A 13,109-nucleotide genomic window follows, 5' to 3' on the forward strand; every position below is an offset into this window, starting at 1 on the left:
TTCAATCGGACCAGCATTATTTATCCTAGGGGTGCCGTCTCCAGAGCGCCCTCTCCTGGGAGGTTACCGATGAAAGCATTCACATTGGGTGCGGCGATCGCGCTCGCATTTTCCGCCGCTGCCTACGCGCAAGCACCGACCTGGACCGTTCCGTCCGAAAGCCAACGCTGTCCGTCGAAATGGGGCGCGGCCGACGAGCGCGGTTCGGCCAATCACCAGAAGCCCGCGGCCGTGATGAACGCAGCGAAGCTGATCAAGACCGGCGAGGTGATCGAGCTGGCGCACGTGCTCGGTCCGAGCATGGCGTTCTTCGGAACGCGGCGCTTCGACATGCATACCAAGCGCACGTTCATGAACCAGTTCTCCAACATGCGTGGCTCGAACGAAGAGATCATCATTACCGAGCTTGGCCAGGTCGGCACGCAGTTCGACGGCTTTGCGCACCAGACCCATCTCAATAGCTGGTACAACTGCCAGAAGGTAGACGAGAACTCAGATCGCACCGGATTCAAGAAGTTTGGAATCCATAATGTGGGCACGCTGTTCACGCGCGGCGTGCTGATCGACGTCGCGGGCTTCAAGGGCGTCGAGATGCTGGGCGACAATTACGAAATCACCGTGGAAGATCTCGAAGGCGCCCTGAAGAAGCAGAACCTGACGCTGCAGCCCGGTGACGCGGTGATCATCCATACCGGCTGGGGCAAGCTCTATGGCAAGGACAACCCGCGCTACGTGAAATCCTGCCCGGGCATCGGCGTGCCGGCCGCGCTCTGGCTTGCCGCAAAGGACCCGATGCTGCTCGGCGCCGACAACTGGCCGGTCGAGGTCTCACCCAATCCCGACAAGCAATTGTCGCTTCCGGTGCACCAGATCGCGCTCGTGGTGAACGGCATCCATCTGTTGGAGAATCTCAAGCTCGACGAGCTCGCGCAAAAGGGCGTCGGAGAATTCGCCTTCGTGATGCAGCCGCTCAAAATTCAGGGCGGCTCCGGCTCCACGGTGTCGCCGATCGCGGTGAGGTAACGAGTAGCGAACAAGTAGCCCGCACGAGCATCGCCATATGCGGGGCCGGCCGCGCCCCGCATATCGCTGAGCCTGTCATCACCGCGCGAGCGCAATTGCGCTCGTCGCGTGGCGCGCATTCGCGCGACCCGTTGGCTCATGCGGGATAGCTTGCTACTCCTCGGTCGGGCCCGGAAGGAGACGGCGAAGGCGCTGGGCTTCGCGCCACGTCGCAAGACCCTCCTTCCCAAGGCGAGCGAGCCTGGTTGCCAACCGCACGAGGATGAGTGTGATCATGGCTGCCGCCCCGCTTTAGCAAGCAGACGCCCGGTCTGATGCTCGGCGCCGTCAGTCAGTTCGGACCCGCGGGCGGCAAGGTACTGCGCAACGACACGGTCAGCCCGCCGCTGACGGGCTTCGATTTGAACGCGCAACAATCGGGTGAAAAATGAGGGCTTCCCTGTCGGGGCAGAAAACCAGGCTCCAGTGGTGAGTACGTTCGCCATGGATGGCTCCTTTATCGGAGTTGTCCTTGGGCGAATTTCCTTCCCTGATGCGAGAGATAGGTACTGGTGCCAACAAATGCGAGACCAAATACCTCGCACTCATGCATCAATTTTGCACCTCGCCGCGCAAAATGCCCGGCGCAATCACATGGCTGTAATATCAAATACGCATGTCCGACGACCCAAGCGAATCATCTGATCTGCGAGATCACCGGCCGAAGTGTGAGTCGCGAGCGCTCATTTCGCAAACGGGTTCACCCAGCCTCCCCGGCCCGCTGGCGCGCGCGGCGGATAGGCCGTCTCGAGATAGCTCAGGACCTTTTCGCGATCCCCGTCGTCGAGCGGCGGCATGTTGTGGCGGCGGATCATCAGGTTGATCGAATCCTCCCACTGCGCGCGCGTCATGCCCTGCTGCGCCACCAGGCGGAAACCGTGGCAGGCGGTGCAGGCGTAGAAGGTCTCGTCGCGGCCGGGACCTGCGGGAAACTCCTCCGGACTTTCCTCGCGTGGCGCAAAGCTTGTCTGTGCCATGACCGGCATGATCCAGAGCGCGCCGGCCATCGCGAGCCACACCAAGCGCTGCATCATCCGACCAGCACGGCGATGCGGTGCATGGCATTGCCGCCATAGCCTTGCGGATTCCAGAAGCCGGCCTGATGCGGCTGCATCGCGCCTTTGGAATCGGTGGCGCGCGCCCAGATCTCGAAATAGCCGTCACTCGGCAGTTTCAAGGTCGCGGTCCAGCGCTGCCAATCATATTTGTTCTTCGGCTTCTCGAGCGTGGCCCGCTGCCAGCTCGCGCCGAAATCGGTCGAGATATCCACCTGCTTGACGGTGAGATCGCCGGCCCAGGACGCCCCGCGCAGCTTCAGCTCCTTGGTGGCGGCCGCGAACTTGGCGCCGTTGGCCGGATTGGTGATGATCGAGCGCACCGGCATCGATTCCAGAATGCGGAAGTTTGCCGGATCGGCCTTGCCGCCGGGCACCATCGGCTTGATGGGGGTGCGATAGGAAAATTCGGTCATGCCGGGGCCGTCATGCTCGCGGTCGCGGATGGTGATGCGCGTCAGCCATTTCTGCGAGGCCGAGCCTGACCAGCCCGGCACGATCAGGCGTACCGGCCCGCCATGGATGTTCGGCAGCGGCTTGCCGTTCATGGCCCACACGATCATCGTGTTCGGGTCCATCGCCTTCTCGATGCGGACACCGCGCGAGATGGTCGGCTTATTGGCGTCGCCCGACAGATGAAGATCGGCCGCATAATGTGCAGTGTATTTTGCGGATGGCTTCAGGCCCGCCTTCTTGAGCAGATCGGCGAGCGGCACGCCAGTCCATTCGGCGCAGCCCGCCCCGCCATTGGTCCACTGGTTGCCGCGCGCCGGCGGTGAGAACTGTGAGCGGCCGTTGCCGCCGCATTCCAGCACCATGCGCCGCGTCACGGCCTTGTATTTCGATTTCAACTCGCCGAGCGTGATCTCGAGGCTGTTGTTGACCTCGCCATCGATGGTGATCTTCCAGGCGTCGGGATCCTTCGTCTCCTCGGGGATCTGCCCGTTGTTGCGGATGTAGAATTTCTCGATCGGCGTGGTGTCATCGTCGAGCAGGCTTTCCGGCGTCTCGGCGACCAGCGGCCGCTCACCGAGCACGACGAGGCCTTCGTGCTTGCCGGGATATTTCAGGTATTGCGGTCCCTTGGCCGGCGCGGGCGTGGCGGCCGATGGGGGCGCGGCCGGCGCGGCCTGCGCATGGGCTTGAGGGATTCCGCTGCCGTTGCGTGAGAGCGGCATCGCGCCTCCGATGACGGCGCCGATCGCAGCCAGTCCTGAACTGCCCAAAAATCTGCGCCGGCTGGTACTGAAATTGTTGCCATTGGGCGTATCGCGCCCGGACTCCCGCGCCATGATATCCTCCCTCGTTGCCCCTATGCCGGGCTTTTTGGCCGCAGTTCCCTTCGGGAAACCCGGCTGGCGGGAGTATTCGCGTTTTGCGGCCTTGCCGCAAGACGGCCTGGAGGAGCCGCCGCGCGCGATTCTACGCTTCGAGGCGTGCGGCATTGGCGTCAATTTGTCGCTCGACAGGGCCCACAAACCTTGCGAGATTCGCAAGACGCGACCGCCGCACAAGAAAGGCGGGACATGCTTGTCGTCGGACTTGCATTGCTCGCAATTTCTGTACTGGCAGTGATCATCATCACCGGTCGCTGAGGGGCAGTATCGTCGTCTATCGAGGCATCGCCCGATAGCCGCCAAGTCAAAGTTGGAAACAGCGGAGACCTGCCATGACTAGTATCGAAGAAGCTCCGAGCAAGCTCGTTCTGAAAGCGGGCTCGACCACGCTTACGTTCGACAAGGATTCCGGCAAGGCGATACTGCAGCAAAAAATGTTGCTGTGGAACAAGAAGCCCGTCGAGTTCCCGCTCTCCGAAATCGACGATATCGCGGTGAAGTCCGAGGTGGACGGCCTTTCAGGCGCACCAATCCACCACAGCGTCATGCACAGGCGCAATGGCGAGATCACCGTCCTGACAACCGAGGAAGCCAAGGACGCTGCCGAGACGGTCAAGAAGCTTCGTGGATTTGTCGGACTGCACAGTTGAGGACCAGGACGGCCGCCGCTCGGTGTCCGCTCTTGTGCGGAGACGACGGCGCGATGTCTGACGGCACCATTTCTGTCATTGGAACAAGCTGACATTGTCACCGCTCCCGATGATGTCCGCTGGCGAAGGAATACGCAGTCGGAACGATGTCCGTTCGTCGGGGCTTGTAGCGGCGTGACCGAGATGCCCGCCTCTTAGCTCACACGGTCACATCCAAGGAGCACCAACATGACCCGACACATTCCCGAGAAACCTTCTGCCAGGTTGATCGACTGCAATCCCTTCGTGATCGTGGGCAACACGACGCCGCCTCGAGATCCTGATGAAGACGATGAGGACGAAGAGGAAGAGGAAGAGGACGAGGACGAAGAAGAGGGCGCAGACGAAGCCCCGGTCGTACGCGAGCCGGACGAAGACTAAGCGAGATTGCTTTGGCATAGCCTGCGTTTCGGAACCAGTTGGCGCGCTGGCCCACTGGAATGCGCATCAAAGCGAACGGCCGCCGACCGCTCTGAACTTATCCGGTCGACTGCTCTAGATATGAAACTTCGGCCCGTCGACGATCTTGTCGACCGCCTTGCGCTCCGCACGTATCGCGGGCCCGACCAGATTGAGCTCGGCACGGATCACGCCTTTAACTCCTCAAAGCCCCGGGGTGAGCGATGCGTGCTGTGGCCCCCGCTCTTTTTTGGCTGAGGCATGTCAGCGGTGCTGACACGAGATGCTGCTCCAAGCGTCTATGCCGCGCCTCGCGACCTTCGTAGTGACACGTCCGGAAATAGGGCGTACTCATGCGTTGCACTGATCACGGCCTCAGCGTCGTAGGCATTAGCCGCGAATGACACCGGGAACGACGACCGGTTCGTCGAACAAGTAAGCGGTGTTTTGGCATAGCTCAAATATCGTCTGATCAGCGCCGAGCAAGGCGCGGGATTCCAATCGCGAAATCGCGCAGGGCTGCGATAAACAAACTCAAGGGGGCGTTCTCAAAGAGGAGAATTGCCATGAAATTTCGCGCAGCATTGCTTTTTGCGGTCGCACTTGGCGGCGTTGCCGCCGTAGCTGCCCCTGCCAGGATCGTTGCGGCTGAGCCTGACAGCCAGATCACCATCCTCTACGACGCCTTCGGCAGCGATGCCGCGATGAAGAAGGATTGGGGCTTCTCCGCGCTCGTGGAGGTCGCCGGTAAACGAATTCTATTCGACACAGGCAACGATCCAGATATCTTCGCAGCTAACGTCAAGGCGAAGGGTATTGACCTCACCAATATCGATTTCGTCGTCCTGTCGCACCGTCACTCCGACCACATGGCTGGCCTGAACCATGTTCTGAGCGTGAATCCGACGGTTAAGATCTACGCACCCAGGGAAGGATTCGGCATTTACGGTTCGTCGCTGCCATCGAGCTTCTACCGCAAGGACGAGACTTTGCCGTCCGAGATGCGCTACTACGACGGCAGGCCGCCGGAAGTCATGAAGTTCGGCGCCGCGTGGCAGCGAGCCAACATCGAGCTTGTCGATAAGACAACGGAAATCGCCCCAGGAGTTACCTTGATAGCACTGGTATCTGACGCCCCCGGCACGAGGGAGCTCAAAGAGTTGTCCCTGGCCATCAACACCTCGGACGGCATTGTGCTCGTGGTCGGCTGCGCGCACCCTGGGATCGAAAAGATCGTCGAGGCGGCGACGGCGATCAATCCCAGAATTCGCTTGATCGCCGGCGGTTTCCACCTCGTCGTCGCATCGGACGAGATCATTGCCAAGGCCGTGGTAGCGCTCAAGGAAACGTTCAAGGTAGAGAACATCGCTCCGGGCCACTGCACCGGTGAGCCGACATTTGCAGCGTTGAAGCAGGCCTACGGCAATCGATACCTGTATGCGGGTGTTGGCACCTCGCTGCCGCTGGCGTCAGGCGCGGGCTCTGTTGGGCGCCGTGGCGAGGGACCGGCGCTCCAGGAAGATGATCTGGCCACCTATCGGACGCTGGCCCGCCGCGAAGACCCTTTCGGCATTCGAAAGGCACAGAATTTACGGTCAGAGCTTTCGTACCAATGAAAGCACGTAACCTCTGAGGACTCGCTCTGAATCATCGATCCGCTAGCTGTGAAACTTCAGCCCGTCGACGATCTTGTCGATCACCTTGCGCTCGGCGCGCATCGCCAGGCCGACGAGGTTGAGCTCTGCGCGGATCACCGTTCTCACCACCTCGCGGTTGGCGGCGTCATGCGTGGTCTTGAACATATCCTCGGTGTAGATGGCGGGCGTCACGTTGCGGGCGAGCGCGCGTTCGAGCGCGCGGGAGATCGCCGGCCGGTCAGCGCCGTAGATCAAGATCGGCTGGCCGATCAGCGACAGATATCTGGTGCCTGAGCCGTCGCCATAGGGCTCGCCGATACATTCGGGGAAAGCGGCGGCGATGCCGCCGGCCAGAAAGGATGCGACGTTGAGCTTCTGCCAGGCTTCGAGATCGGTCCGGATCACGACCGCGATCTTGGTGTCGAATTGCATGATGTCTCCGCTGTGACGACGTCATTCCGGGGCGATGCGAAGCATCGAACCCTGATGTGCAATTGCAACATCATAGCTCGCGCTAACGCGCGCCCCGGAATGACGATAGCAAAATAATCACCCCTTGGCGTCGCAGACCCAGGCGCGGATCACGCATTCTTTGCCGCCGAATTCGTAGCACTTCTTTGTCGCGGCGTTGAGCGAGCTCGAAATCTTGGATTTCACGGCATAGCCGTGGGGACCGCAGGGATTGGTCATGTCGACGGCGAACGCAGCGCAGGCGCGTTTCATGGTGATCGCGGTGCAGGTGCCCTTGCACTGCTTCAGCGCCGCGGCGCGCGCGTCGGCCTCGGCGACATAGTCATAGGCCTGGCCGTAAGCGCCGCACTTGCCGATCGCGACCGCGCCGGCCGCCCATGCCTTGGTGACATAGCTCGAGACGGCCAGTATCAGTGTCAATGCAACGACAAACAGCGCGCGGCGCTGTGCCGCGACAGTCGAAACGATCAAAATCCCCTCCCCCGAGGTAACGGGTAGAATCTAAGCCGGAGGGAGTTTCCACTTGGTGAACGGTTGATTGAGAATGGAAGCGTCAGTCTATCCACGCTGTCGTCCCGGCGAACGCCTGGAGACCCATAACTACAGGATGACGTGTTGGGGCTAGGCTGTGGCCCCAGCTCGTCGCAACAACGGCAGCGGTGGTTATGGGTCCCGGCTCCTGATGCGCAATTGCGCATAAGGGCCGGGACGACAGCGGTGGTTGCTTTACGACCGTCTTGCCGCCTCCAGCGCCTGCGGCGTGTCGATATCGAGGAACGCGCTGTTTCCCTCGACCGGCACTTCGGCCACGGCCTCAGTGTGCTTGGCGATCAGGTGACGGGCGCCGACGTCGCCGTCCAGCGTCATCAACTCCTTGAAGAAGCGGCGCGACCACAGCACGGGGTTGCCCCTCCGGCCGTCGCTGACGGGGACGGCGATCAGGTGGCCGCGGTCCGGCGCAAACGTCTCGATCAACTGGTCGATCAGTTTTGCCGAGATCAGCGGCATGTCGCCGAGGCAGACGATGGCGCCGTCGGCACTGTCGGGCACCGCTGATATGCCGGCCTTCACCGATGAGGCCAGCCCGCCGGCGAAATCCGGGTTGCGGACGAAGTTTACATTGAGGCCTGCCAAGGCCTGCTCGACCAATTCGGCCTGGTGGCCGGTAACGACGATCACATCCGTTGCCTTCGAGGCCAGCGCCTGCTCGGCGACGATGCGCACCAGCTTCTTGCCGTCGATTTCGGCCAAGAGCTTGTTGGGACCGCCCATGCGGGTCGAGCGGCCGGCGGCAAGCACGATGGCCGTGACGTTGCGGTTGGCTTCGGTATCGGCAACCGTGCGCGGCTGCGGCCGCGTGACGATTTCCATCAACAGGCCGCCGACGCCGAGGCCGGTGATTTCAGCGCGCGTGACCTTCAGCCCGGCGAGAAGCCGCATCAGCACCCAGTCAAAACCGTTTTCGACCGGCGAGCGGGCGCAGCCCGGCGCGCCCAGCACCGGCACGCCGCCGGCGCTGCCGATCAGGAGCAGATTGCCGGGGTCGACCGGCATGCCGAAATGCTCGATTGCGCCGCCGATTTCGCTGATCGCGGCGGGAATCACGTCGCGGCGGTCGGCGATCGCGGACGCGCCGAACACGATGACGAGCTCGGCGCCGAGGCCGAGCAATTCCCTGATCGAGGATGCCAGCGCCGCCTCGTCATGCGGCACGCGCCGCTCGGCAATGATGCTGGCACCGGCAGGCGCCAGCCGCTCCGCCGTCACCCGCAGGGTCTTGTCGATGACTTTTGGCGAGAGCCCTGGCAGTAGCGTTGAGACCACGCCGACCCGCTTGATGACGAAGGGCGCAATCCGCAGCACATCGCGGCCTGCAGCGGCCACGGCCGCATCGCGCAGCTTTGCCTCGACCCCGAACGGAATCAGTTTTACCGTCGCGATCATCTCGCCTTCGACCACCGGCTTGAAGGCCGACAGCGTGGCGAAGGTGATGGCTTCGTCGACGCCATTGATGCGGTCGACCGCGGCGCGGTCGACCACCAAGACGCCGGCCTGTGCTGCGAACAGATTGGCGCGGCCGGTAAAGGCGCGCTCGACATTGACGCCCTCGCCCGCGACGGCCTGCGCGATGCTGGCGGCGGCTTCGTCTTCGGAGACGTCGCCCTCCTCCAGCCGCACCACGACGATTTCCTTGACACCTGCCTTGTCGAGCGCCTCGACTTCGGCAGGCCCGATCGTGGTGCCTTTCTTCAGCACCAGCGGTCCCTGCCGCAGCGTGTGCACGGTGACGCCGCCAATCGCATCGGCCGGACTGGCGGGACCGAACTTCATGCCGCCTGCACCTTCGCGGTTTCTTTCGCCAGCCGCAGCTCGGCGGTGATCTCGGCCATGATCGCGACCGCGATCTCCGAGGGCGACACCGCGCCGATCGAAAGGCCGATCGGCGCATGGATGCGCGCAATGTCGGCGTCGGATGCGCCCTGCGCCTTCAGCCGCTCGGCGCGCTTGCCGTGGGTCTTTCGCGAGCCGAGCGCGCCGATATAGAAGCAGTCGCGCTCAAACGCGTGCAGCAGCGCCGGATCGTCGATCTTCGGATCATGGGTCAGCGCGACGAACGCGGTGTAGTGATCGACGTTGAGCGGCGGCAGCGCCACATCAGGCCATTCCGCGATCAGCGGCACATCGGGAAAGCGCTCGGGACTTGCAAACGCGGTGCGCGGATCCACCACCGTCACGTCGTAGTCAAGCGAGCGGGCGAGCGGCGCCAGCGCCTGGCTGATATGGACTGCGCCGACAATGACAAGTCGTGCGGTCGGCGCATAGACATTGAAAAACAGCTTCTTGCCGCCGGCCTCGACCATGCCGCTCTTGCCCATGCGGAGCTGCTTTGAAAGCTCGGCGCTCAAGGGATCGGTCGCGATGTCCTTGGCCTTCACCAACCGCTGATCGCCATTGGCGACGTCGGTCACCACGATGACCGGGTGGCGCGCGGCGCGCTCGGCATTGACCTGAGTGAGGGTTTCCAGTTTCACGATTGGCCCACCTTCTCGACGAACACGCGGATGGTGCCGCCGCAGGACAGGCCGACATTCCAGGCGGTCTCGTCGGCGACGCCGAACTCCAGCATTTTTGGCTTGCCGCTGGCGATCACGTCCAGCGCTTCGGTAACAACCGCACCCTCGACGCAGCCGCCGGAGACCGAGCCCAGAAACGTGCCGTCATCGTTGATGACGAGGCTGGAGCCGGCCGGTCTCGGCGCCGAGCCCCAGGTCTCGACCACGGTCGCCAGCGCCACGCCGTGACCAGCCTTCTGCCAGTTTTCGGCGGCCTGCAGAATGTCTTCGTCGCGATTGAGCATGGGATGCCCTTTCAAGCTGCTGAGCGGATGCGGCTCATGTGGTGCGGCGGAGGCGGCGCCGAAAGCGCCTCGATCAGCCCTTCCATCGAGGTCAAGTTATGCACCGGGCGGAATTCGTCAACGTGCGGCAGCATCATTTTGATGCCCTGCGCCTTGGCCTCGAAAGCGCTGTAGCGCAGCAACGGGTTGAGCCAGATCAGGCGACGGCAGGACCGGTGCAGCCGGTCCATCTCGAAGGCGAGCTTGGCATCCGCCTCGCGCTCCAGCCCGTCGGAGATCAAGAGCACGATGGCGCCCTGCCCGAGCACGCGGCGACCCCACAATTTGTTGAAAGAGTGCAGCGAGGTAGCGATGCGGGTGCCGCCGGCCCAGTCTTCCACCGAAGACGAACAGCTCGCCAAGGCTTCGTCGGGATCGCGCGCCCGCAGCGCCCGCGTCACGTTGGTGAGTCGCGTGCCGAACAGGAACACCGAGACACGCTTGCGCGCGTCGGTGATGGCATGGAGGAAATGCAGGAACAGGCGGGTATATTCGCTCATGGAGCCCGATATATCGAGCAGCGCCACGATCGGCGCCGGCTTTTCGATCCGGCCGAGCTTTCGGATATCGATGATCTCGCCGCCGGTGCGGAGACTGCTGCGCAAGGTTCGGCGCATGTCGAGCCGCAGGCCTTTTGCATCGGGCTGATAGCGGCGGGTGCGCAGCTCGGCCTGCGGCAGCTTCATATTCGCAATGGCGCGGGTCACTTCCGCGATCTCGGCCGCGCTCATCTGGGCAAAGTCCTTCTTCTGCAGGATCTCCTTGTCGGAGACCGACAGCCGCAGTTCCTGCTCCTGGACTTGCGGTAGCTCATCGCGCGCCGAGGGCTGCGCCAACGCCTCCTGCACGCGGCGCGAGGCCGGCGGCGGCTTCTTTTTGGCGTGATCGGGCAACGGCACCGAATCCAGCATGTGCTTCCAGTCCTCGGCGGCGCGGAAGAACAGGTCGAAGGCTTGGGCAAAGATCAGCATATGCTCGTGGCGCTTGACGAAGATCGCTTCCAGCGTGGCGTAGACATCGGCACGGTTGCCGATCTCGATCGCCTGCAGCGCGTCGAGGGCGTCGATCACGGCACCAGGCCCCACGGGAATGCCGGCAGCGCGCAGTGCACGGCCGAAGCCGACGATATTGTCGGCCATGTGGCCGGTCGGGGGATTGAGGTGGTCGATGGCCATCGCGCTGTCCACTTCCGTCATTCCGAGCACGCGAAGCGTGAACCCGGAATGACGCCGGGGTCAATCGCTTGTCGCGTCCTTCAAAACCTTTTGCAGCGTGTCGCCCTGCATGCGCGCGATGTCGTCCTGGTACTTCAACAGCGCGCCGAGCGTGTCGCCGACCAGTTGTGGCGTCAGCGAACGGGCGTCGAGCTCGGTCAGCGCGGTGGCCCAGTCGATGGTCTCGGCGACGCCCGGCGACTTGTAAAAATCCTGATCGCGCAGCGCCTGCACGAAGTGAACGACCTGCTGCGACAGTTTTGCGGAAATGCCGGGTACGCGCGACTTGACGATCGCCAGCTCGCGCTCGGCTTCGGGGTAATCCACCCAATGATAGAGACAGCGGCGCTTCAGCGCGTCGTGGATCTCTCGAGTGCGGTTCGAGGTGATGATGACAATCGGCGGATGCGGCGCCCTGATGGTGCCGAATTCGGGAATCGTGACCTGGAAGTCGCTGAGAATTTCGAGGAGATACGCCTCGAACGCCTCGTCGGCGCGGTCGAGTTCGTCGATCAGCAGCACGGGCGCGCCGGCAACGTCCGGCTCCAACGCCTGCAGCAGCGGGCGCTTGATCAGAAACCGCTCGGCAAAGATATCTGACGACAATTGCTCGCGATCGGTATCGCCGGCGGCCTCTGCCAGCCGGATCGCGATCATCTGCGCCGCGCTGCTCCACTCGTACACCGCGGAGGCGACGTCGAGGCCTTCGTAGCATTGCAGGCGGATCAGCTTTCGTCCAAGTGCGGCCGACAGGACCTTTGCGATTTCGGTCTTGCCGACGCCGGCTTCGCCTTCGAGAAACAAGGGCCGGCCCATGCGCAGCGAGAGATAGGTGACCGTCGCGAGCGACCGCTCCGCGAGATAGCCGCGCGAAGTCAATAGCTCCAGCATCCCATCGACGGATTTGGGTAGCGCCGATGCACTCATGCGATGGCCAATCTTGATGCGCCGGAAATCGGCAAAATAACCGGCAAGCCTACTTCGCCGTCGCGGCTTCGACGGCGCGGCGCGTCAGCACGCCGATCAGATGCGCGCGATATTCGGCGCTGCCGTGGAGATCGCTGTTCAGCCCCTCCGGCGATACCGAAATGCCGTCGAGCACCTTGTGCGAAAAACGCTTCTTTAGCGCTTCCTCAAACAGGGTGGCGCGGAATACGCCCTCAGAGCCGGCGCCGGTGACGGCAACGCGCACGTCCGACGGGCGCTTGGCGACGAACACGCCGACCAGCGCATAACGCGAGGCCTGGTTGCGGAATTTGACGTAAGCCGCCTTCTTCGGCAGCGGGAACATCACCTTGGTGATGATCTCGTCGCTTTCGAGCGCGGTCGTGAACAGGCCCTGGAAGAATTCCTCCGCCTTCAGCCGGCGCTTGTTGGTGACGATGGTGGCGCCAAGCGCGAGAACGGCGGCGGGATAATCCGCCGTCGGGTCGTTATTGGCGAGCGAGCCGCCGAGCGTGCCCTTATGGCGCACTGCGGGGTCGCCGATTCCGCCGGCGAGTTCGGCGAGCGCCGGAATGGCTTCGCCGACGATCGGCGACGTCGCGACATCGGCATGCTTGGCGGTCGCACCGATCACCAGCGAACGGCCCTTCATCTCGATCGCATCGAGCCCTTCGATGTGCGACAGATCGACCAGATGCGGCGGGCTGGCAAGCCGCTGCTTCATGACCGGCACCAGCGTGTGGCCGCCGGCGATCACCTTGGCGTCTTCGTTCTTCACCAGGAGATTGGCGGCCTGCCGCACGGTCGCCGGCCGATGATATTTGAATTCGTACATGAGAACTTCCTGATCGCTACTCGCGATGAAATCGATTAGGCGAACTTGTCGATTAAGCGGGCATGTCG

Annotated in this window: 15 protein-coding genes and 1 pseudogene; 5 read left to right on the top strand and 11 right to left on the bottom strand. The window is 62.9% G+C overall.

Features of this window, described 5'->3' with window-relative positions; translation table 11 throughout:
• The first annotated feature begins 69 nt into the window (after positions 1-69).
• A complete protein-coding gene (locus CQ13_RS15380) occupies positions 70-1,023 on the top strand; it encodes a cyclase family protein (protein WP_197427344.1) in 954 nt (317 codons plus the stop codon).
• A gap of 722 nt (positions 1,024-1,745) precedes the next feature.
• Here CQ13_RS15380 and CQ13_RS15385 read toward each other — a convergent pair.
• Both CQ13_RS15385 and CQ13_RS15390 read right to left on the bottom strand, forming a co-directional pair.
• Positions 1,746-2,096, bottom strand: a complete 351-nt coding sequence (locus CQ13_RS15385; RefSeq protein ID WP_057843711.1) for a hypothetical protein — start codon at positions 2,094-2,096, stop codon at positions 1,746-1,748.
• A complete protein-coding gene (locus CQ13_RS15390; RefSeq protein WP_245309192.1) occupies positions 2,093-3,295 on the bottom strand; it encodes a sulfite oxidase in 1,203 nt (400 codons plus the stop codon). Before CQ13_RS15390 ends, CQ13_RS15385 begins: the two co-directional genes overlap by 4 nt.
• 10 nt (positions 3,296-3,305) lie before the next feature.
• Between CQ13_RS15390 and CQ13_RS44430 the strand changes: the two genes are divergently transcribed.
• The 3 genes from CQ13_RS44430 (at position 3,306) to CQ13_RS15405 (ending at position 4,524) form a co-directional block, all read left to right on the top strand.
• Positions 3,306-3,692 (top strand): hypothetical protein, encoded by a 387-nt coding sequence (locus CQ13_RS44430; RefSeq protein ID WP_197427349.1) that lies wholly within the window; start codon positions 3,306-3,308, stop codon positions 3,690-3,692.
• Positions 3,693-3,786: 94 nt separating this feature from the next.
• Positions 3,787-4,104: a hypothetical protein gene (locus tag CQ13_RS15400; protein ID WP_057843714.1), complete on the top strand. Its 318-nt coding sequence runs from the start codon at positions 3,787-3,789 to the stop codon at positions 4,102-4,104.
• 228 nt (positions 4,105-4,332) lie between these two features.
• Positions 4,333-4,524, top strand: a complete 192-nt coding sequence (locus tag CQ13_RS15405) for a hypothetical protein (protein ID WP_057843715.1) — start codon at positions 4,333-4,335, stop codon at positions 4,522-4,524.
• A gap of 114 nt (positions 4,525-4,638) precedes the next feature.
• Here the strand turns inward: CQ13_RS15405 and CQ13_RS43020 are convergent.
• Positions 4,639-4,743: pseudogene (locus tag CQ13_RS43020) on the bottom strand (DUF2000 domain-containing protein); the annotation flags it as partial.
• Positions 4,744-5,108: 365 nt separating this feature from the next.
• Here CQ13_RS43020 and CQ13_RS15410 point away from each other — a divergent pair.
• Positions 5,109-6,158: an MBL fold metallo-hydrolase gene (locus CQ13_RS15410; protein WP_057843716.1), complete on the top strand. Its 1,050-nt coding sequence runs from the start codon at positions 5,109-5,111 to the stop codon at positions 6,156-6,158.
• Between the two features lie 42 nt (positions 6,159-6,200).
• Here CQ13_RS15410 and CQ13_RS15415 read toward each other — a convergent pair whose 3' ends face one another.
• From CQ13_RS15415 to CQ13_RS15450, 8 genes are all read right to left on the bottom strand, one after another.
• Complete coding sequence (locus CQ13_RS15415; RefSeq protein WP_057843717.1) at positions 6,201-6,611, bottom strand: DUF2000 family protein; 411 nt, start codon at positions 6,609-6,611, stop codon at positions 6,201-6,203.
• Between the two features lie 117 nt (positions 6,612-6,728).
• Entirely contained in the window at positions 6,729-7,118 is a 390-nt protein-coding gene (locus CQ13_RS15420) for a DUF4189 domain-containing protein (protein ID WP_057843796.1), read from the bottom strand.
• Between the two features lie 258 nt (positions 7,119-7,376).
• Positions 7,377-8,981 (bottom strand): NTP transferase domain-containing protein, encoded by a 1,605-nt coding sequence (locus CQ13_RS15425; protein ID WP_057843718.1) that lies wholly within the window; start codon positions 8,979-8,981, stop codon positions 7,377-7,379.
• Positions 8,978-9,682, bottom strand: coding sequence for an XdhC family protein (locus CQ13_RS15430; protein WP_057843719.1), 705 nt, complete (start codon positions 9,680-9,682; stop codon positions 8,978-8,980). Before CQ13_RS15430 ends, CQ13_RS15425 begins: the two co-directional genes overlap by 4 nt.
• Positions 9,679-10,008 (bottom strand): XdhC family protein, encoded by a 330-nt coding sequence (locus CQ13_RS15435; RefSeq protein WP_025589337.1) that lies wholly within the window; start codon positions 10,006-10,008, stop codon positions 9,679-9,681. Before CQ13_RS15435 ends, CQ13_RS15430 begins: the two co-directional genes overlap by 4 nt.
• A gap of 11 nt (positions 10,009-10,019) precedes the next feature.
• Positions 10,020-11,222, bottom strand: a complete 1,203-nt coding sequence (locus CQ13_RS15440; protein WP_197427345.1) for a vWA domain-containing protein — start codon at positions 11,220-11,222, stop codon at positions 10,020-10,022.
• Between the two features lie 60 nt (positions 11,223-11,282).
• Positions 11,283-12,188, bottom strand: coding sequence for an AAA family ATPase (locus CQ13_RS15445; protein WP_057843720.1), 906 nt, complete (start codon positions 12,186-12,188; stop codon positions 11,283-11,285).
• Between the two features lie 49 nt (positions 12,189-12,237).
• Positions 12,238-13,041, bottom strand: coding sequence for an FAD binding domain-containing protein (locus CQ13_RS15450; RefSeq protein WP_057843721.1), 804 nt, complete (start codon positions 13,039-13,041; stop codon positions 12,238-12,240).
• Between the last annotated feature and the right edge of the window lie 68 nt (positions 13,042-13,109).

The sequence above is a fragment of the Bradyrhizobium retamae genome, from assembly GCF_001440415.1.
Lineage (GTDB): Bacteria > Pseudomonadota > Alphaproteobacteria > Rhizobiales > Xanthobacteraceae > Bradyrhizobium > Bradyrhizobium retamae.